The organism is Microcystis sp. M049S2 (assembly GCF_020245625.1).
Classification (GTDB): domain Bacteria; phylum Cyanobacteriota; class Cyanobacteriia; order Cyanobacteriales; family Microcystaceae; genus Microcystis; species Microcystis ichthyoblabe_A.
The window spans coordinates 14849-35846 of the sequence record NZ_JADBUN010000012.1; the positions used below are offsets into that span (position 1 = coordinate 14849).

21 protein-coding genes are annotated in these 20998 nt (G+C 42.8%); 9 read left to right on the forward strand and 12 right to left on the reverse strand.

The genetic code is table 11. The features are described from left to right. Positions 1-69: 69 nt before the first annotated feature. A complete protein-coding gene (locus tag IM496_RS01015) occupies positions 70-1995 on the forward strand; it encodes a sensor histidine kinase (RefSeq protein ID WP_194016005.1) in 1926 nt (641 codons plus the stop codon). A 41-nt stretch (positions 1996-2036) separates the two neighbouring features. On the opposite strand, the gene pheA is transcribed toward IM496_RS01015, so the two are convergent. Together pheA and IM496_RS01025 are read right to left on the reverse strand one after the other, a co-directional pair. Further along, positions 2037-2891 (reverse strand): prephenate dehydratase, encoded by an 855-nt coding sequence (gene pheA, locus IM496_RS01020; RefSeq protein ID WP_194016007.1) that lies wholly within the window; start codon positions 2889-2891, stop codon positions 2037-2039. 55 nt (positions 2892-2946) lie between these two features. After that, positions 2947-3354: a ribonuclease D gene (locus IM496_RS01025; protein WP_228009639.1), complete on the reverse strand. Its 408-nt coding sequence runs from the start codon at positions 3352-3354 to the stop codon at positions 2947-2949. An 18-nt stretch (positions 3355-3372) separates the two neighbouring features. Between IM496_RS01025 and IM496_RS01030 the strand changes: the two genes are divergently transcribed. Beyond that, a complete protein-coding gene (locus IM496_RS01030) occupies positions 3373-3861 on the forward strand; it encodes a universal stress protein (protein WP_194016009.1) in 489 nt (162 codons plus the stop codon). A 9-nt stretch (positions 3862-3870) separates the two neighbouring features. On the opposite strand, the gene lepB is transcribed toward IM496_RS01030, so the two are convergent. From lepB to IM496_RS01075, 9 genes are all read right to left on the reverse strand, one after another. Then, on the reverse strand, positions 3871-4446 hold the full coding sequence (gene lepB, locus IM496_RS01035; protein WP_287660983.1) for a signal peptidase I: 576 nt from the start codon (positions 4444-4446) through the stop codon (positions 3871-3873). After that, positions 4446-5279 (reverse strand): nucleoside triphosphate pyrophosphohydrolase, encoded by an 834-nt coding sequence (gene mazG, locus IM496_RS01040; protein ID WP_287660984.1) that lies wholly within the window; start codon positions 5277-5279, stop codon positions 4446-4448. Before mazG ends, lepB begins: the two co-directional genes overlap by 1 nt. A gap of 383 nt (positions 5280-5662) precedes the next feature. After that, entirely contained in the window at positions 5663-6034 is a 372-nt protein-coding gene (locus tag IM496_RS01045; RefSeq protein WP_104395404.1) for a hypothetical protein, read from the reverse strand. A gap of 694 nt (positions 6035-6728) precedes the next feature. Next, complete coding sequence (locus IM496_RS01050) at positions 6729-7130, reverse strand: phosphomannose isomerase type II C-terminal cupin domain (RefSeq protein ID WP_002738428.1); 402 nt, start codon at positions 7128-7130, stop codon at positions 6729-6731. A 94-nt stretch (positions 7131-7224) separates the two neighbouring features. Then, positions 7225-7521 (reverse strand): Asp-tRNA(Asn)/Glu-tRNA(Gln) amidotransferase subunit GatC, encoded by a 297-nt coding sequence (gene gatC, locus IM496_RS01055; protein ID WP_104395410.1) that lies wholly within the window; start codon positions 7519-7521, stop codon positions 7225-7227. 117 nt (positions 7522-7638) lie between these two features. Continuing rightward, a complete protein-coding gene (locus tag IM496_RS01060; RefSeq protein WP_002770118.1) occupies positions 7639-8160 on the reverse strand; it encodes a photosystem I assembly protein Ycf3 in 522 nt (173 codons plus the stop codon). 201 nt (positions 8161-8361) lie between these two features. Next, positions 8362-9036, reverse strand: coding sequence for a discoidin domain-containing protein (locus tag IM496_RS01065; protein ID WP_287660985.1), 675 nt, complete (start codon positions 9034-9036; stop codon positions 8362-8364). Positions 9037-9302: 266 nt separating this feature from the next. Continuing rightward, positions 9303-10502, reverse strand: a complete 1200-nt coding sequence (locus tag IM496_RS01070) for a hypothetical protein (RefSeq protein ID WP_287660986.1) — start codon at positions 10500-10502, stop codon at positions 9303-9305. A gap of 258 nt (positions 10503-10760) precedes the next feature. Then, positions 10761-11702 carry a glycosyltransferase family 2 protein gene (locus IM496_RS01075; protein WP_194018103.1) on the reverse strand — a complete coding sequence of 314 codons (942 nt, stop codon included), beginning with the start codon at positions 11700-11702 and terminating at the stop codon, positions 10761-10763. A 491-nt stretch (positions 11703-12193) separates the two neighbouring features. Between IM496_RS01075 and glmM the strand changes: the two genes are divergently transcribed. From glmM to IM496_RS01110, 7 genes are all read left to right on the forward strand, one after another. Next, positions 12194-13633 carry a phosphoglucosamine mutase gene (gene glmM, locus IM496_RS01080; RefSeq protein ID WP_194017130.1) on the forward strand — a complete coding sequence of 480 codons (1440 nt, stop codon included), beginning with the start codon at positions 12194-12196 and terminating at the stop codon, positions 13631-13633. A gap of 57 nt (positions 13634-13690) precedes the next feature. Continuing rightward, positions 13691-15418 carry a hormogonium polysaccharide biosynthesis protein HpsL gene (hpsL, locus tag IM496_RS01085; RefSeq protein WP_287660987.1) on the forward strand — a complete coding sequence of 576 codons (1728 nt, stop codon included), beginning with the start codon at positions 13691-13693 and terminating at the stop codon, positions 15416-15418. Positions 15419-15771: 353 nt separating this feature from the next. After that, positions 15772-16767, forward strand: a complete 996-nt coding sequence (gene hpsN / locus IM496_RS01090; RefSeq protein WP_194017134.1) for a hormogonium polysaccharide biosynthesis glycosyltransferase HpsN — start codon at positions 15772-15774, stop codon at positions 16765-16767. Next, positions 16764-17933 (forward strand): hormogonium polysaccharide biosynthesis glycosyltransferase HpsO, encoded by a 1170-nt coding sequence (gene hpsO, locus IM496_RS01095; RefSeq protein WP_194017136.1) that lies wholly within the window; start codon positions 16764-16766, stop codon positions 17931-17933. Before hpsN ends, hpsO begins: the two co-directional genes overlap by 4 nt. A 156-nt stretch (positions 17934-18089) precedes the next feature. Then, positions 18090-18674, forward strand: a complete 585-nt coding sequence (locus IM496_RS01100; protein WP_104398216.1) for a sigma-70 family RNA polymerase sigma factor — start codon at positions 18090-18092, stop codon at positions 18672-18674. Beyond that, the gene (locus IM496_RS01105; RefSeq protein WP_104398215.1) at positions 18674-19048 is read left to right on the forward strand and encodes a hypothetical protein; all 375 of its coding nucleotides are present in this window, start codon (positions 18674-18676) and stop codon (positions 19046-19048) included. Before IM496_RS01100 ends, IM496_RS01105 begins: the two co-directional genes overlap by 1 nt. 20 nt (positions 19049-19068) lie before the next feature. Next, the gene (locus tag IM496_RS01110; protein WP_194017138.1) at positions 19069-19569 is read left to right on the forward strand and encodes a Spy/CpxP family protein refolding chaperone; all 501 of its coding nucleotides are present in this window, start codon (positions 19069-19071) and stop codon (positions 19567-19569) included. Between the two features lie 101 nt (positions 19570-19670). On the opposite strand, the gene IM496_RS01115 is transcribed toward IM496_RS01110, so the two are convergent. Beyond that, positions 19671-20822, reverse strand: a complete 1152-nt coding sequence (locus IM496_RS01115) for an NAD-dependent epimerase/dehydratase family protein (RefSeq protein ID WP_002747854.1) — start codon at positions 20820-20822, stop codon at positions 19671-19673. Positions 20823-20998 lie beyond the last annotated feature (176 nt).

The following is a 20998-nucleotide window of genomic DNA, read 5'->3' on the forward strand; positions in this document are numbered from 1 at the left end:
CGGGTCAGATTGGTGAATACGCTAGTATAGTTTGGAGTTTGATAGCAAGAATCAAACCGATTTCTGCCTATGTCTATCGGTCAATCCTCCTTTCGTCGTATTCTGCTCTCTCGCCTACTCCTAGTCAGTGTACCTGTACTACTGATGGGTGTTTATGTCACCTATCGTAAGGCGCGATCGGCTTTTTTGGAAACGGCCCGTCAAAATCTCACCGAAAGTGCCATCAGAAAAGCAGACAATATTGAGCAATCAATTCAATTTTTGCAGGTCAATCTGATCACTGCGGGGGAAAGTCTGGTTTTAAAACAGGGAACCTTAGCCGAAAAACAAGCTTTTTTACAACAATTCACTGCGCAGCTTCCTAATCAGATTAACTGTCTGGAATTAATTGATATTAAAACCAAGAAACCTTTATTAAGTCGAGCCTGTGAACCAGAAATTATCAAAGTTTTACCTCTGGAAAGATGGACAGAGAAACGGACTAGCTTTGCTGGAAACATCGAAAATATTTTAATTAAAAGTTTACCTCGACAACTTTTAACAAAATCTCCCAATAATAATCGTCAATTAGAATTAGTTTTTGCTGTTCCCATCTACGATAATCAAGGACAATTACAATCTAGTCTGATTCTGCAAACTTCTCTACTTTACCGTGAGAAGGTTTTACCCGGTTCTTTATCGGGTTATCCCGTGGTTATTTCTGAAAATGGTATTATTCTCGCTCATCCCTATTTTAATCGCATTGGTAGGCATATCAGTCAAGAAGCTGATGCGGAACGCCTCAATATAATAATCAGTAATGCTGTTAAAGGTCGGCAGAGATTTCTCCATTTATTTTCTTTCGAGAAAGATGGCAAAGAATTAGTCGCAGGTTATAGTTCCCTCCCCAGTCCAGTTACGGGAGAATCATCCCAAAAATGGATAGTTTTAGCCATTAGTTCCCTCTCCCAATCTCTCGCTCCTCTACAACAAATTTGGGAGGCAATTTTTTATCTGATTTCTGGTTTATTATTAGCTTATTTAGTAGCTATTGTACTTATTGCTAGGGATTTAGCTATACCTTTAGAAAAACTGCGAGATTATGCCTTAAATATTCAGAAAATTCCTTCCCAAAAGATTACACCACAAAATTTTAATATTAGAGAAATTAATCAGTTAGCCTCGTCCCTAGAGGAAATGCTCGAAAGGTTACGTCTTTGGGGAGAGGAAATAGTTAAGAGTCGGCAAGAAGCGGAAAATGCTAATCAATTAAAAAACCAATTTTTGGCTAATACTTCCCACGAATTACGCACCCCTCTTAATGGTATTATTGGCTCAATTCGTTGCGTTATGGATGGATTTTGTAACAGTGAGCAGGAGGAAAAAGAATATCTGCAACAAGCGGATAAGGCAGCCGTACATCTGTTGGAAATTATTGATGATATTCTCAGTATTGCTAAAATAGAAGCGGGCAAACTTTCTGTTAATCATGAACCAGTAGATTTACATCAAATTATCAATGAAGTTATTAATTTACAAACAGCTTCGCTGCAACGTAAGCACTTAAAATTTAATCGAATTTTGTGTCCAGAAAATCCCATAGTCTATACTGATCACACTAAATTTAAACAGGTAATTTTGAATGTTATTTCTAACTCAATTAAATTTACTGATACAGGCACAATTTCTTTAATAACTCGCCTAGAAAATACACAGGCTATTATTACTATAATCGATACAGGAATCGGTATAGACCCCCAGCAGCAATCAAAATTATTTCGCCCCTTTGTGATGATTGATGGTTCCACAACGAGAAAATTTAGCGGTACGGGTTTGGGATTAGCTATTTCTAAGAATTTTATGAAAATGATGGGGGGAGATATTACTATCTCTAGTCAAGGTCAAGGTTTAGGAACAACTGTGGAAATTATTCTTCCTCTGGTGGGGGAAAGAAAGCTTGATTCTCCCCCAGAGGAAAACTCATCTTTGCCGATTCTTCCCTCTCTTAAAAGCTAAAATATCTCTATTTAATTTCTGTAATTTATGAGGAATTTAGTTTATAATTCCTCTAAACTTTCTCTAGGCAAATTAACCACCTGATAAGCACCAAAAACCTCGATCGCATCGGTATAATTGGTTAATTCTTCTAAAGTTGCCGCGATTAAATGCTGTTGATCTGGATTAATTTCTAGATCAATAAAAAATATGTATTCCCCTAAAGATATTTTAGTTGGTCGCGATTCGATCCGAGATAAATTAAGCTGACGTTTGGCAAAAACTTCTAAAGGTTTGACTAAAGCGCCGGGTTGATCTAAAACTTGAAAAGCGAGGGACATCCGCTCACCTTGGCGATGAGAAGTTAAAGCCATGACCCAAAAACGGGTACAATTATCGGGATAATCATTAATTGGTTGTATTAATATTGGTACATTATAGAGTTTTGCCGCCCGGGGAGAAGCAATCGCGGCCGAATTAGCCTCTCGATCGAGAATTTGAATCGCTTCTGTGGTAGAATTGGTGGGAATAATCGGCACGTTAGGTAAATTATTTTCTAGCCACTTTTGACATTGGGCTAAAGCTTGGGGATGAGAATAAACGGTTTTAATTTCTGTTAGCGATTGCCTAGGAGATAGAAGTGCATGGGAAATCGGTAAAACTAATTCTTGTTGAATCTGTAACCCGGGTAATTGCCATAAAGCATCAAGAGTCATTACCACACTTCCTTCGGTGGAATTTTCCACCGGGACCACTGCTAAATCGGCCTGATTTTGGACAACCGATCCCAGGGCCAAGGCAATGCTAGGATAGGGTATTAATTGACGAGGCTGGGGTGGTAAACTATTAGCAAATGCTAAAGCAGCTGTTTCTGAATAGGTTCCCACCGGCCCCAGATAAGCGATCTTTACAGTCATTTAGATTATCCCCGCAAGCAATTTTTTCTAGCTATTACAGCCTTTCTCATAAATATCAAGTATAACCTAATTCAACCACAGTTTTCAGTTGATAATTGGGTAAAGGAGCAATATAGTAGGGAACCTTTTTAGCTAACTCTAGGGTACAGGTAATTTTTTTAACTTGGCTTTTACCGCCCAAAAATTTACAATCATAACTAGCATTGTGAAAAACCTTTTCTATCCGGTCAACCAGCATGATTTTAGTGATAAAATAGTTAGTAAGAGCGGGTCGATCAAGAACATCCAAAATTGTCACCCGCTCACCCGTTAAGTCCGTGGAATCAGCCAGAATTTGAATCAGAGACAAACGGGGAGTCTTGCTATTGTAATCGGCTACTTCCGTATCTAACCAAAGAATGGGAAAATGACAAAAGTGATCGATCGCATTCCTAATAGCGTCGGATTCCGTTAAATAAGGCATGGTTGCAGAGGCTGAAAAATGTATCAAAAAATCTTGATAGCAGTAGATTTATCAGAGATGGGGGAGAGTGTCTTTAAGGAGGCTGTATCCTTAGCCAGTAAGTACGAAGCTAACCTTCTACTACTGCACGTCCTTTCCCCTGAAGAAGATTATAGCCCTTTACCGATTCCGCCCAATTTAGCCGATATTTACCCCGCCCAGGGTAATGATCTCACTCTCGATTTTTGGCGGCAACAATGGGAAGAATTCGAGCAGAAAGGGGTAGAAATGTTGCAAAAAAGAGCTAATCAGGCGGGAGAAATGGGTGTTAAGGGAGAATACCGGCAAATTTACGGTCATGCAGCCAAAACTATCTGTAAAGTGGCGCGAGAGGAAAATATTGATTTAATTGTCATTGGTCGGCGTGGGCGATCGGGTCTAGGAGAGTTATTCTTAGGTAGTGTGAGTAACTATGTTCTCCATCATGCCCCCTGTTCCGTCTTAATTGTTCAACATCGTCAGGGCTAAAAATTCCTGTCAGCGATTCCCCCCTAAAATCCCCAAACGATTAAAAGGAAAAAAGCGAAAAACCGCCCTACCAATCACGTTATTTTCCGGTAAAAACCCCCAGATATGGGAGTCATTGCTATTATTGCGATTATCTCCCATGACAAATAAGTTATTTTGCGGCACAAGCAAAGGCATTAAATTATATTGAGGGGATTCGAGAATATAATCCTCTGACAAGGGTTGATTATTCAGGTAAATTTTGCCCTCCTTGACAGCAATCACATCCCCTGCTGTGGCAATCACTCTTTTAATAAAAGCTTGGTTCTTTTGATATCCCTGTAATTGTAATTGTACCGGCGGTTCAAAGACGACGATATCCCCCCGTCGAGGAGGATGGAAATCGTAGGAAAGTTTTTCCACCACTAAGCGATCGCCCTGTTCTAAAGTGGGTAACATAGAATCGGAGGGGATAAAACGAGGTTCAGCCACAAAAGTGCGGATCAGTAGGGCTAAAACTAAAGCTATAGTGATAATTTGCAGATTTTCTCGAATAGAAGCCCAAAAACTCTTAGATTTGTCCTTATTAATTTCTTGCTCTTGCATTATTGCCCAGATGATGGTTGATGTAACTTAGCTTTCGCTTGCTGCCAGAAAACCGTTAATTCCTCTAGTGTATAGTCATGGAGAGGCTTTTCTGCCACAGATTCCACTAGGGAAAAACGTTGAATAAAACGCAGATTAGTCTCTTGTAAAGCGATGCTGGGGTCCAAATCATACCAGCGAGCAAGATTGACAATAGTAAAGAGTAAATCGCCTAATTCGGCCTGTTGATGCTCTTTATCGCCCGATTCTAGGGACTCTTGCCATTCTGCTAACTCTTCGCCGAATTTTTCCCAGACTCCTCCGATATTTTCCCACTCAAAACCGACTCGCGCCGCTTGCCGAGAAATTTTCATTGCCCCCATCAAGGGTGGTAAAGTTTGGGCATAACGGGTTAATTTGCCGCTAATAGTCGGGTCATTTTTTTCCTCAGCTTTGATTTTCTCCCAATTTTGACGCACCTGTTCAGGATTTTCTAGGGATAGCTCCCCGAAAACGTGGGGATGACGACGAATTAATTTATCGGTGATGCCTCTAGCCACTTCTTCTAGGCTAAAATTACCCTCATCACTGGCAATTTGGGCTTGTAAAACCACCTGCAGCAGTAAATCGCCTAATTCCTCGGCAATGGCAGTTTTATCACCGCTTTTAATCGCCGCTACCACCTCATAAGCTTCTTCGATAACGTAGGGAATCAGGGTTTCCGGGGTTTGGGCTAAATCCCAAGGACAGCCGCTTTCTGGATCTCGTAAACGGGCAACAACGCTGATTAAATGGTTTAATGCCGCTAAGATGGCCTTGTAACTGGGATTGTCGGTTTCTGGAAGGCTAGACATCGATTTTTTCCGGTTTTCTGGCCCATTATACCAGTTAGTTATCAGTTATCAGTTATCAGTTATCAGTTATCAGATGTGAGTTTTCAGTTAACTGATCACTGTTTACCGATCACAGCAAAAAAGCTTTTATTTCCCTATCTTCTAATATTCAGTTACAGCCTTTCTCATAATTTGATATCGACGACCGGCGACCGACTCCCCAAAACGAAAACTTCGTACCTCACCATTCAGATAACTGCTTTAGTTCAATAATGATGAAAAAACCCGGGGAAACCCGGGTTGCACTAGCTTGGAGTGTGTATAATCAACCGATAAGGCAGTTGAAAACTTAAATAAATCTAAATAGAAAAAAGATAAGCAATTCCACTGTAAGAAAATCAGATTTAATGAACTACTCCGCAAGTTAGGGGACAAGAAGCATAAACAGCTTGATGAGAGGTTTTTACCTCACCGTGTAACCAGTGCAACCAGCTAACTTCATGGGGATGAACACCTTTTGCTGTTAATAAAGCGGCACTAATTAGGATAGCCAAAATGTTAATACCAATAATCATTCCCGCCACTAAAAGCACGGAACTAACCGGTAAAACTGACTGTAAGACAATCGCAGACAATGCCCCCACTGTCATCATTAATACTACTAAAGGAAATCCCACTACTAATAAACAGACAGTGAGGACGAAACTCCAGAGAAGAAAGCTTTTTAGCATTGCTAAAGAAACGTGGCCCCAGTTATTTCTTGCGGTTAATTGCATCTTTCTGACCTCTTACAAACTTGGTGGTCTAACTTTTCTGCACGTCGGCTCAAAGTTGATGAAAACCAGTATAGGAAAAACACCGAGGAAAATGAGCTATTCGCAATATAAATTTACAATCATCGCCGATCATCTATGTTATGTGTATCGAACTATTACAAAAATCGGCCAGAGGTATCGAAAACTTTACAATCGGTTTTCCTTGATCCCCAATCCAGTTTCCTACTGAAATCCTTGATCCCCGTCGATAATCCTTTTTTGTCTCCCGGTCCTCAGATTTTTCCTCGTCTCTTTGTAACAAATATTTACAATTACTTCTAGAATTCTCAGAAAATAGGTGGACGACAGTAACCAGTAATCAGTCACCAGTAATCAGTAAACTGAAAACTCGCATTTGTCATAGAATTGACATCTGGCTGTTATAGTCCTGACAAATCAGAGTTATATGCTAGAGTTAATCCAGCAAAGGAATAAATTATTTCCCCTAGCCCAGCTTTCCTCAAGCTTCCCACACAGGGTCTAGGGGAAGTTTATTTTTCTGCCATGGAGGAAAACCGCTACCTAGCCCGAAAAGAAATTTTTTCTAGAACTTGACAAGCCTTGACAGCAGGGAAGACAGTCAGGCAGACTGACCTAAACAGGTTTTTGGAGCGAAAATATAGTTTCTTGCCTTTCTGTCTCCCTAAACACGGTCTTAGCTCTGATGACGAGCATAATCATCCTGAAAACGCACTATATCATCCTCTCCTAAATATTCCCCATTCTGCACTTCAATTAATACCAATTTGATCACCCCGGGGTTTTCCAGACGGTGAGCGGTACACTGCGGCACATAAGTGGACTGATTGGCTCCGAGAATTTCTTCGTTATCTCCACAGGTGACTTTTGCCGTCCCCGAAACGACAATCCAGTGTTCACTGCGATGGTAGTGCATCTGTAAACTGAGACGATGACCCGGATTCACTTCAATCCGCTTGATTTTATAACCAGGACCCTCCTCTAGGGTGGTGAAGGAACCCCAGGGCCTAAATTCTGTTGCTGCCGATTCTACGCTCGAAATAAGCTGAAATGGTGCCACATCTTGGGCTGCGATCATTATATTATGTCTCCATTGCTAGGTCTGATCTTAGTCCAAGATAGCAGCAAAAACCCTAGATGGCATCTAAATCAGTGATCAACTGATCACTGATTCACTCTTCGTCGCTGTTGAGAATACGGGGAACCCGGAAATAATCCCCTTCTGGGGCCGGCGATTCCTGCACTAAGACCTCGTGATCGGGATAAAGTCTATTACTATCAGTGCGAGTGATATTTTGAATCTCGATCGCTCGCGTGGTGGGTAGCACATTTTCTGTGTCTAATTCGCTTAACTGCTCGAAATAATCAAGTATCCCGCTTAATTGCCCCGCAAATTGTTCTTCTTCAGCGGTGGTAATTTCTAAACGGGCTAAATGGGCGATTTTTTCAACTGTAGCTCGATCGATCATGGGAGGAATGGGGTGTGGGGTGTAGGGTGTGGGGTGTGGGGTGTGGGGTGTAGGGTGTGGGGAGAATAAATAAAAATGATCTCCCCTCTCCCGTCTCCTAACGATCGACTCCTCAATTTAAAAGAAAACATCAATTTCCGATCGCCCGGTAATTTTCAGCCAGTTTTGGGCTTCAATGTAGTTATTGGGGGCCAATCGGATGGCTTGTTTCCAGTATTCTGCCGCCTTGTCGTAGAGTGCTTCTGCTTCGGCCTGTTGTCCGTCTTCTCTGGCTTTTTCCCCTTGAAAATGGTAAATAACGGCGATATTATTCAAGGCGGAGGGCATTCTGGGATTAAGTTGGATAGCTTCTTCGTAATATTCCAGAGCCTTTTCATGCTCGCCATTACTAGCGTGGATAATACCGATATTGTAGAGAATGTAACTGCGATCGTTAGGATCTTCTTCTAATGTTAAAGCTTCATAGTAATTATCGAGGGCTTCGGCGTATTCGCCGTCAGCTTGGGCAGACATCCCATCGCGGTAATAAACAAAGGCTTCCTTGGCTTTTTTATTGGCGGGCAGTATCTTTAAAATGATATCCGCCATGACGGTAAAAGATTTATCAATAAAGTTATCGTTACGTTGAGTGCGTGGCATAGTTAGGTCGAGTAGGCGATCGAGATGACTATCTACCTTTATAGCACTCGCGGGCAATTCAATGGCTGTTTTTCTAGTTTTTGCTGCCAGGATGACGCGACTTCAATCGAGATTTTGAGTAAGTAGGCTGGACTTTGGGAACGAAACCCAAGAAATACCCTGTTATGAGATTATCGTGTCATCCAACCTACTATCTAAAGATTAAATTCTTTTTCTCAAACCAACACCCGCTAAGCCTAAGCCCAATAGAGCAAGGGAGGCAGAAGGTTCGGGGATTGATTTAAATGCAATCTCATTGAAGCCAACACGTTGTGCCTGACCATAGTTGCTGGTGATATTCAATCTAACATGAGTGGCCTTGACTAGGCTAAAATTGACTACTTCTGGACCACTAGCAGTAGTACCTCCTTTTAGGAAGGAGCCAGTCCATAAACTAGAGAAATTAGTTCCGTCGGTGGAGTATTCAAGGTTTGCGTCTTTAACTCCCATGGGATTAGAAATAGTTCCAGAACTAGGACCAGTTATATTCCAGAAACTAAATCCAATCAGATCAGTGGGGACAGCACCGAGCTGAAAAGTAATGCTGAGAGGATTAGTTGGACTGGGAAGGGGTAAGGCTGTCGTTGCGCTGTTTGTCCGCCAAGCATTAGTAATAGCCGAGAGAGCGTGTGTTCCCCCCAGACTTGGTTTGTTGCCGGGCAACCCGCTCCCATTGATGACATTGTCTACTGCCCAATTCTGGGTGAGATTGGGGCTCGTAGCCGAGATGGTGACGCCGGTAATCAGTTTGCTAGCTTGGGCGTTTTGTGCCACGCCTAGCATTAGTCCGAAAGTGGCAGTGGATAACACAAGTGATTTAGTAGTTAGTTTCATCATGAAATCTACTCAAGAAGATAAAGTTAAGTAAAGCCAAGCGGATATGGAATATCCTCGCACATCTTATTCGCTTTTTTTCCTCTCGTCTGTTACTTTTGATACAGTTTTTCAATTTTTATTATGTTACTGAAGGAGAACGGATGCGGAGACACTGTCCCGTGGTGTTGCCAGCTTTGGTGTTAGGGTTTATGTCTCCACCGTCGTGGGGTAGCGATGGACAGTTGTATTATAATACAAAGCCGTCCTCAAGGGACGGGGTTTCACACCTAAAAATTTCGATGAGATTCTGGCATTGTGGTTTTGCTATTGTCCCCATCGGAGAATAAATTATCGTTAAACAGATCATCGAGGGGAAATTCTTCGTCAGAAGGCAGTGATTCTAGATCACTCACTCCCGCATCATCCCACATACTAAAGAAATCTAGTTCTTCTTGGTTGCTGAGAACAGATTGGCGGTTAGATTCAACTTTAGGAGTTTCTTCAGCAAAAGGCTCGAATAGTTCGGGGCTATTGCTGTCAGTAATATCGGCAAATAAGTCATCTAGAGAATTTGGGGCAGCGGCGAATTTTTCCGAGTCAGTGGCTAATAAATCAGAGAAACCCGTGTCACTGTCAAGGGTTTCTTGACTGTAGATCTGATCGTAATTACCCGATAATTCTTCTAGGCTACCGATCATTCTAGTTTCTTCTTCTTCGCCAAACCTATCCATCTCAGGAGTGAATTCTGCTGCCAAGTCTAGATTTTCCTCAGTGATAAAACCATCAAGAGGATTGATTGCACTGGAGAATTCTGGTTCATAAACTGTGGCTTCTAGCAGCGTTTCAGGAGCAAATTCCGTTTCCAATCCTAGGGTTTCTTCGGTGATAAAACCATCAAAAGGATTGATTTCTTCCCCAAGTTGGATTGTTTGGGTGGCGTTTTGTAGTTCTAACAGTTGGCTTTGATAACCCTGTTCTAGTTGTTGAATTTGCGACTGATAGCCCTTTTCTAATTCTAGAATCTGCGCCTGTTGACTTTGACGCAGAGCTTCCATTTCTGCTTGCTTGCCGTCGATAATCTCGCGAATTTGACTTTGATAGCTTTGGCGCAATTCCTCGATTTTAGTTTCGTATTCCTGTTCAAGTTCCTGAATTTGGGTTTTATAGGCAACTTCCATGGCTTGAACTGGATTTGCGCTGACTGCCTCTTGTAAAAGTCTTTGGCTGTCTTCTAACTCTTTTTGCAATTTAGCTACTTCTTCTCTATGGGTGGCTTCGATATTGCCAATTCCTTCTTGGGAGAGTTCGAGTCGTTTTAACTGTCCTTTGGTATCTTCTAACTCCGCTTCGGTTTCACCTAAATCCGCCCGAATTTTCTCCTGTTTTTGCAGTGCTTCCCTGATTTTTCCCTGTTGCAGGGCATATAAAGCCCCACCCCCGATCGCACCTCCACCGACAAAACCGATTAAAATATCGACGATACTCATTATGGGATTCCTCCTCTAGGAAAATTTACTTCTAATATGCCCAATCTCAGACGATAATTGACAAGGGGCAAAGTTGGTCAGTGTTTTCCGCTGCTCTCGCTGCCGATTGCTTTTGATTGTGGCAGCAATTATCGGAAAAAGAAAGAAAATATTAAGTTTTCTCTCGGTAAATATGGTGAGGTACAAAGTCTCTGGTTTTAGGGAGTCGGTTGTCGATGCTAAATCCTGTCACACCGCATCGGTGTTTGGCAAGACATTTCACTGAGGCTGCATTTCCCGATAAGCTTGATAAACGCCGCGCACGTTGTACCGATTGAGAAAAATGCGGGCAATTTCTAGGGCTAATTGCGGTTTACCTCGATCGATCAACCATTGTAACAGCGGGGAGAGGCTGCGTTCATTCAGAGTTCCGCCTAGGGAAAGTAAACCCCACAACAATCGGTGAATCCAAGTCATTTGAATCATCATCCGCACTTCCCAGGTGGGATGTTTTTGATAAAAAAGCACTCCCATTCGTCCCCGTTGAATTTCCTTATCGATGAGATTGGGAATTTGAGCGAGATTAAAGGGGGGATGCCAATGATAACCGACGGCTTCAGGACATTTAATTAATTTTAGTCCTAATTGCTTCAATCTCACCCCTAATTCCAAATCTTCCCAACCGTAGAGTTGAAACTGGGTGTCGAATAATCCCGCTGCTAATAACCATTTTTTAGCGATCGCCACGTTGCCAGTGGCAAAATAGGCGGCGGAGAAATCGGTGATTTTATAGGGTTCACTGGTGGGATGATCGAAGTTACAGGTATTAATGACGCTGCCGTAGGTAAATAAGCGATCGCTGCCAAGACTGGCTGCTCCAGCAGTTAAAGCGTCGGCGTGGGCTTGCAAAAAATTTTCTGTCACTACCAGATCGCTATCGATAAAAATGATTGTATCACCACGAGCTTTTTCTACCCCCAGATTCCTAGCGATCGCTGGTCCGCCGTGATCCTGTTGCCACAGTTGCAGATGGGGTAAATTGGCTTTTTGAGTTTCTAGCCAAGCGATCGTCCCATCGGTAGAGCCATCATCGACAAGGACTATTTCGTAGTTTTCCACCTTATTATCGGTTAAACGCTGATTTTCTAGGGCGAGTAAACATTTTTTTAAGATTGCTTGGCGATTGTAGGTAGGGATGACAACACTGATCAGCACGGGCATTCGGGGGTCAAGATTATCGTTTCAGCTTACCAAATAACCTAGGTTTCTTGATTAGACCTCCGGCAAAAATCAACAAACTTTATTCAGGAGGCAGGATTCAGGAGGCAGGATTCAGGAGACTATTTTTATTTATTCTCCCCATCTCCCCACACACCACACCCTACACCCTACACCCCACACCCCACCACCCCATCTCCCCATTTCCCCATCTCCCCATTTCCCTATCTCCCTATCTCCCTATCTCCCTATCTCCCCATCTCCCCACACACCACACCCCATACCCCACACCCTACACCCCACACCCCACACCCCACACCCTACACCCCACACCCTACACCCTACACCCCACACCCCATACCCCATCTCCCCACACCCCACACCAGATGTAAGGAACTCCGGGAGGAGGATTAAGGTCAACTGGGAACATTGATTTTAAAAAATCGGTGATCATGTTATCCTCTGAATGTGTTGTGTGAGGAAAGGAATCGGCCATGGTAGCGTCTCTATCGTATCAAAATGGGCAAAAAGCTCGATCGCATCCCCTGTTATCCTTAGGGGGTTTGATCGAATTACCGTCATCACCCCTGTTCGGCACGGACGGAATTCGCGGTCAAGTGGGAGAATTATTAACTGCCCCCCTAGCGCTACAAATCGGATTTTGGGCGGGACAGGTATTAAAAAATCAAGCTGGTGTCACCAAACCAGTAATTATCGGTCAAGATTCGCGTAATTCCAGTGATATGTTAGCTAATGCTATCACTGCGGGTTTAACCTGGGCGGGAATAGAAGTCTGGCAACTGGGATTATGTCCTACCCCCTGCGTCGCCTATTTAACCAGAGAAAGCGAAGCGATGGGGGGGATTATGATTTCTGCCAGTCATAATCCTCCGGAAGATAACGGCATTAAATTTTTTGACGGCAGCGGTTTAAAATTATCTGGCACTTTAGCAGGACAGATAGAAGCGGGTTTAAGAGGCAATTTAGAATTAGCAGATAAACCGGAAAATTGGGGAAAAGCGACTTTTTGTCCCGAATTAATCCAAAAATATTATCAAGCTGTGATTGATTCCGTCGGGACGGATATTAACCTATCGGGATTAAAAATAGTTTTGGATCTAGCTTGGGGGGCAGCTGTTAACCTAGCACCTTTAGTATTCCAAACCTTGGGGGCGGAAGTTATTTGCCTACACGATCGAGCCGATGGCGATCGCATTAACGTTAATTGTGGTTCTACCCATTTGGAAAGCTTACAGGCGGCGGTGATCAATCAGCAAGCGGATTTAGGGTTTGCCTTCGATGGCGATGCCGATCGAGTCTTGGCCGTGGATAGTCAAGGTAGAGTAGTAGATGGCGATTATATCCTCTATTTTTGGGGTCGTTCCCTCCTGGAAGCCGGACAGCTACCCGATGGGTTATTAGTAGCAACGGTGATGGCTAATTTAGGCTTTGAACGCGCTTGGCAAAAACTGGGGGGTCAATTCTTGCGGACTGCCGTGGGCGATCAGCACGTTCAGGCGCAAATGTGGGAAACTGGAGCCATGCTAGGGGGTGAACAATCCGGCCATATTCTCTGCCATCATTACGGAGTTTCTGGGGATGGAATGCAAACCGCCCTACATTTAGCGGCTTTAGTGCAGAAATCGGCGGTTTCCTTGGCTAATTTAGTCGATCATAGCTTTGTCACCTATCCGCAGATTTTACGCAATGTGCGGGTGGAAGATAGAGAAGTGCGACGTAATTGGCAGCAATGTGAACCTTTGCGGCGAGAAATCCGCCAAGCTGAGATAGCCATGGCAGAAAAAGGCCGAATTTTGGTACGAGCTTCCGGAACAGAACCGTTAATTCGGGTAATGGTGGAAGCAGAAACCTTAGAATTAGCCAGTTTTTGGACAGAAAGGCTCGTAGAAGCGGTCCGAAGCTATCTTTTGTAGTCGATCGAGGGGAACAGGGATTATAATGCCCTTAGCCTAGCCTAGCAAGGGATAATTATGACTGGACTAAGTATTGATCGCAAGAAAAAAAAGCATAAACAAGGGGAAACAAAAGCCGATAGTCGCCCGCCTAACATCAAGGAGAAACTTGCCCTCAAAAAAGAAGAAAGACAAAGTAAACAAAAGTTAACGGGGTTGATTGTTTTTGCTATTTGTGCAGCAATTTTGATCGGATTACCCCTCAGCTTATTATTTGATCCCAAGATAGGAGCTGCAGTAAGTTTAGCCTTAATTTTAGGAGTTTTCTCCTTTAGCTATCCTCGCACGGCTCTTTGGACATTTATTATCTATGTCCCCTTCACTGGAACTATTGTCTATTGGTTTGGGGGTAATCCAATCCTCCAGCTAAGTAAAGATATCTTTTATCTACCCGCTTTAATCGCCTTAGTTTTAGAATGTCGAAAAAAGCGATTACCGATTATTGTCCCGAAACAATTAGCTACAACCCTATTATTAATCTTTGTTTTCTGTGTAGTCTGTCTATTAGCCGTCAATTTACAGAGACAATTTCTGCCTACTTGTGATTCCGTGGCTGGGATGGCTATTTTTAGGGATGGCCGTTTGCGCGGGATTCCTTGTCGGCAAAGTGAGACTTTTCTGCAAGGACTATTAGGGTTTAAAGTTTTGCTAGGTTATGTACCCTTGATCTTCTGCACTTATTACTTGATCAAAGATAAACCCACCCTATTATTTTTTGGTCGTCTTTTGGTGACTTTAGTGATTATTTGTTGTGTCCTAGGACTAATGCAATACTGGATGCTGAAAACAGGCCGTTGTGTAGGAACTAGAGGCTATGTGGCTGATGCACTATTCAAAGCCACCTTAGAGGCAAGGTGTTTGGTCGGTGGGGGATTAGTCTATAGTCCAGAAGTAAATATGATCCGCCTACCTGGTACTTTTGTTTCCCCCTGGCACTGGGCTTGGTTTTTGGTCTCTAGTGCCGTAATTTGTTATGCCAGTGCCTTTAGTGAAATTTCCCAAAAATGGCGACTAGCAGCCCTAGTGGGTTTAACCCTAGTTTTTATTAATGCAGTGATATCCGGGCAAAGATTAGCTTTCTTTGCTGTACCGATAATTGTTGGTCTGCTGACGATTCTTACGGGACAAATCGCTAACTTAAAACGATTTTTGCCGATTATTTTTGGCGCCGCTTTACTCCTAGCTATCGGTTTTTCCTTCCTTAACCCCGATTTTGTCCAACAACGCTACGATAGTGCCATCAGCCGTTGGCAAAGCAGTCCACCCACCGCTTTTCTTCAAGAACAGTTGGATTTTGCTATCCGTAATCAGGGCGGTATTTTAGGGCGTGGACTTGGTGTGGCCACAGCTTCTGCTAGGGTTTTTGGTGATATTTCTTTCCTGGAAACCTATCACAGTAAAGTTTTATTGGAGTTGGGATACATTGGTTTTGCCTTGTACATGATATTCATGACCTATCTAGTTTATCTGGCTTTTCGCACCTATCTTTCCCTCAAAGATCCGACTCTGCGAGGTTTTGCTGGTAGTTATTCGGTTTTGCTGCTCTTTGTTGCCTATCTTCCCTATTGGTATGCCCTCGATACGGATCCTGTGGGGGTTTATTACTGGATATTTGCGGGCGTAATTTTTAAATTACCCGTGATTGAAAAACAGGAAAAAGAGGCTAAAATTCTAGCGGGAGAAACCGAAACAAAATCCTCCAAAAAGGGCTTAAATTTTAAACGCAAGGGTGTTTCTTTATCTTGAAATATGGGTGCTGGAGATTTCAGTTATCAGTTATCAGTTATCAGTTATCAGATGTGAGTTTTTAAGTGTGCGGTTTTCTACTGTCTTTTTACTGATTACTGTGGTTCTTCATTACTTGGTCTGGTTTGATCGGGGGGCATAAATCGACTAAATCCTTATCTGGCAAGAGACTTAATTGATTAGTTCGCTCTAGATCAAAAAAAAATTAACAAAAATCGCTAAATGCCTTTCTATATAAGGGTTACATACCTTATAACCCCCGTCCATTGCATAAGACAAACCGAAGAACCATTAAATAGAAGTTTTCTACTGTCTTTTTACTGATTACTGTTTACTGATCACTGATTACTGCTATGAATTTTCCCTCGATTTCTGTCATCATACCCACCTATCGACGTGAAGAACCCCTTAAAGATACTGTCGATGACCTACTCAAACAAGATTACCCCAATTTTGAGGTGTTAGTTATCGACCAAACCGCTACCCATAGCCTTGAAATACAATCCTATCTAGAAAATCTGGCTAATCAGCACAAAATTAGCTGGTATCGGCTAGATTGGGCGAGTTTACCCGGTGCCAGAAATTATGGAGTCCGTCGGACCCAGGGCGATATCGTTCTTTTTATCGATGATGATGTGCGGCTACCGGATAATTATCTCAAAGCACATAGTGAGAATTTTGTCAAGAATCCTGAGATAGGTGTAGTGGCCGGTCGAGTATTCGATCGCATGAAATTGGGTGACTCCCAAAAAATGGTGACAGATACCAGCAAACCCTACGAAATCGACTTTTTACCCCCCCAAGCCATGGATCCCGGCATTGCTTGGTATTACATCGATCTTGTCCACACCACTAAACCCCAGCAGGTAATCTCGGCCCGGGGCTGTAATATGTCTTTTAGAAGGGATATATTTACTAAATACGGCATTTGGTTCGATGAACGCTTTCGTGGCAGTGCCGTGCGCGAGGAATCGGATTTTTGCTTAAGGTTACGCCAGACTCCCTATCATGTCTGGTACGATCCCACCGCTTATCTGGTTCATTTAGGGGAAGAAACCGGCGGCTGTCATGATATTAGCACTCGTTCTCTGAGTTATCAGACGACTTTTTATCATAATCACTTTCTGATGGCTCTGAAAAATCTCACTCCCAGGCAACAATTGCGACTCTATGCTAAATTATTTGACTGTCACGTTCTTGGCAATCCTCCCTGTAATAAGGGTGGTTCCCCGATTAAAATCCTTTCTAGGGGAATTTTTTATGGTTTAGGTTTTCTGGATGCTCTGAAAACTCAAGTTAAGTCCCTCTGGAATGATGGCCAAATTTATACAAAACTAGATAATCTATGAGAATTTTAGTCGCTAGTCATACCTATGTCGTTGATCTCAACTGTGAGAAACTGCGCTCCCTGACAAGATTAAATCCCAATATTGAGGTTACTATTGTTGTTCCCCAACGTTGGCAACCGGGAGGAGTCCAAAATAAAATCATTGAAAGTCAACCGAAAATAGCCGATAATTTCCGAGTCATTCCTATCTCTAATTTTAGCCAGAATAACCAATCTTTATTAACTTTTGGCACTGATATAATTCCTTTATTGCAAAAATTTAGACCCGATATTATTCAGGTAGAACAGGGTTCTAAATCTCTCGGTTATGCACAATTTATTACTCTGAACCGTTTCTTAAATCTACGAGCTAAAAATGTATTTTTTACTTGGTGGAATCTTCCCTATACTCCTAAATTTCCCATCTCTTGGTTAGAAGCTTATAACCTGAAAAATACCGATGGTTTAATCGCTGGTAATCAGGACGGAGTAGATGTTTTAAAAGAACGGGGTTACAGGGGTAAATACACCGTTTTACCACAATTAGGCGTGGATGAAGTTCTTTTTTCCCCCAGCGAGCAACCCGATTTAGCCCGATCTTTAGGCATTGAAAGCGATGAATTTGTGATTGGTTTTGTCGGTCGTTTTGTGGAAGAAAAAGGCATTCTAACGCTGATTAAAGCTGTAACTAAATTAACAGGTAACTGGAAATTATTACTGTTAGGTCGGGGCATCTTGAAAGATAAAATAGTCAGCGAAGCTACAGCCGCAGGAATAAGCGATCGCTTGATGATAGTGGAAAGTGTTCCCCACGATCAAGTAGTTAATTATATTAACCTGATGAACACTTTAGTTTTGCCTTCAGAAATCACCTATCAGGTCAAAACTTTAACGGCCGTCGGTTGGAAAGAACAATTCGGTCATGTTTTAATTGAAGCTATGGCCTGTCAGGTTCCTGTTATTGGTTCTGATTCAGGAGAAATTCCCTTTGTTATTGCTGATACGGGGTTAATTTTTCCCGAAAAAGATGGGGAAGCACTGGCTAAATCTATACAAACTCTCTTAGATAATCCCAGCTTCGCTCAAGAATTAGGCCAGAGGGGTTATCAGAGAGTAATGACCAATTATACTAATAAAGCCCTCGCTCAAAAACAATTGGATTTCTATCAACAATTACTCCTTCGGTGATGGGGAGATGGGGTGTGGGGTGTGGGGTGATGGGGTGTGGGGAGAAAAAAGCTGATAACTGATCACTGATAACTGATCACTGATAACTGATAACTGGTTATGAACCATTCTTGACACCCCCTAGTCTAAAGGGACAAGTAGCTAGGGGTGAGGGGAATGATCGAGGTGATAACCGAGAAGCAAAAAAGTGTGAGCGATCGAGAGTTAATTTTAAAATGTCAAAGGGGTGATCGGGGTGCTTTTCGTCACCTTTACCGTCTTTATCAACCAAAAATCCGCTCTACTCTCTATCAACTCTGTGGACGGGAATTCCTAGAGGATTTTGTCCAAGAGGTCTTTTTAAGAGTGTGGCACGGGTTGCCGAAATTGCGTTCACCTGAATACTTTTCCACTTGGGTTTATCGGATCACTTGGAATGTGGCGATCGATGGTCGGCGACAATTAGCCAAAAGACAAATGAGGATCGCCAAAAGCACTGATGAGGAAAACTCCCTTGATAGCGAATCCCGTCCCCAAGATAGTCCCGATTTGATGCAACTGCATTATGAGGAAGTGGTCCGACAAGGGTTGGAAATTCTCAGTTTAGAACATCGCGCTGTCCTTGTCCTTCACGATCTAGAGGACTTACCCCAAAAGGAAATCGCTCAAATCTTAGAAATTCCCCTCGGTACCGTGAAATCACGTCTTCATTATGCGCGTAAAACCATGGGTCAATTTTTGCAAAAACAAGGAGTTCTCTAATGTCCCCAGAAGATGACAAAGTGGTTAATTTTCTGCGTCGCTATCGTCCATCGCTGCCACCTCGACCGATAGATGAAGAAGAACAGTTAATGCAAATGATTAGGGAAGAAAAGCCAGTAAATTTCCCAAAATTGCCCCCTTTATTGGGGTGGATAACTGGTATTACTGCCTTATCTGTGCTGATTTTTGCTTCCTATCGTTGGTCCGATCCTCATCCACAACTGAGCCAAATTTCCGACGAGCAGTTAGAAGCTTTTTTAGTGGAAAGTTGGAACCATAGCATCGCTCCACCGATTGCTGCTTCCAGCGTTTATAGTTCCCCTTGGATGAGCTTAAACGAGCCTCAACTCACCTATTCTACCTATAATCCTTAATTTCTTTGTCAAGGTCAATTATGTACTTTTCTACCGTCTCGATTCTCGGCACAACCATGGTTTTAACTCTGGCCGCTAACTTGGCCCCAAGTGCCACTGTGCTATCCTATCCCCAAGATGGTCTATTTATTGCTCAAACTAGCTCTCCCCAGCGTCCTGAAAATCGTCCCCGTGGGATGAATAATTCTAGAGAAGGACTAATTGAACAATTAAACCTTACCGATGAGCAAAAGTCGAAAGTTGCCGCTATTCGTCAGAAATATCAGGAAAAAACCAAACAGTTGCGAGAAACCCTGAGAAGCAACGAACAAGAATTAAATAGTTTATTATCGAATAATGCCTCCGATCGAGATATCCGTGCTAAACATCAGCAAATCTCTCGCAATCGCCAAGAAATGAGTAACCTGCAATTTGAAAGTTTTTTAGAAATTCGCCAAGTGTTAACTCCCGCTCAAAGAAAGGAATTTTCCCAGTTAATGCAAGAACGTCGCGCTAATTCCCGCAATCGTGGACGACAATAATTCCTATCAGTTCGGATTAAGATCGAGTTTGATGGCGATACATTAGAAAAACGGAAAGGATGGGCAAGTAACCCATCCTCAACTTATCATTTACTAATAAATTATCGTTTCCAAGTGACTTTTGGTAGGATATGATTCATATCTACCCGATTTTTATACTTGGTGGCGAAGTTCAAGAGGGAATCGAGGAGAGAATCGGAGAGATAGTGAGGTTGTAGGCCTAGATCGAGTAATTTTGTGTTTTTAGCGTTAAAATAATGTTCCTCTAACTCGATGCGCGGGTTGTCAAGATTGTTAATCTCCACATTTAACCCTAATGCAGAACCAGCTTTTTTCACCATCAGTGCCAAGTCACCGACGCTAAACAGTTCGGTAAATTGGTTAAAAACGCGAAATTCCCCGGATTGAGCAGGATTAGCGATCGCTAATTCCAAACAACGCACGGTATCGCGGATATCTAAAAATCCTCGCGTTTGACCACCTTTACCGTACACTGTCAGGGGATGACCGATCGCCGCTTGAATACAAAAACGGTTTAAAGCAGTACCAAAAACCCCATCGTAATCAAGACGGTTAATTAACATCTCATCCATTCCCGTTTCTTCGGTGAGGACTCCATAAACCACCCCTTGATTGAGATCTGTGGCTTTTAAACCCCACATCCGACAGGCAAAATGGATATTATGGCTATCGTGGACTTTGCTGAGATGGTACATACTACCGGGCTGTTTGGGATAGGGTAAAGTATCCTTACGACCGTTATGTTCGATCGTGATGTAGCCTTCTTCAATATCTATATTCGGTGTGCCATACTCACCCATGGTCCCCAGTTTCACTAGGTGCGCTTCGGGAAATTCCTCTTTCATCGCGTAGAGGATGTTTAAATTGCCAACCACGTTGTTAACTTGGGTTAAAACCGCGTGTTCGCGATCGATCATGGAGAAGGGTGCAGATCTCTGTTCTCCGAAGTGAACAATGGTGTCTGGTTGAAACTGTCGCAGGGATTGAATCAGAAAGTCGTAGTTATTAATATCCCCGACAAAAAGATCGATCGATTTTCCCGTCAGATCTTGCCAGCGTTGAATCCGATGAGATATGGGTGCGATCGGTGTTAAGGTATCGCAGCCTAATTGTAAGTCCCAATAGCGACGAACTAAACTATCAAGTATGCCTACTTCGTAACCTCTATTTGATAGATGGAGTGCCGTTGCCCAACCACAATAGCCGTCTCCGCCAATAACCAAAACTCTCATACAATATCTGTAAAGTTTATATACTCGTCTTTGGTAACTCTAGCAGTTTTGTGTCACGCTTTACCAGCTTAATCCCCCTGAACATAGCGGGGGTGTGGGGTGTAGGGTGTGGGGTGATGGGGAAATGGGGAGAATCAATAAAGGTAGTCTATTGACAACTGATAACTGCTCACTGA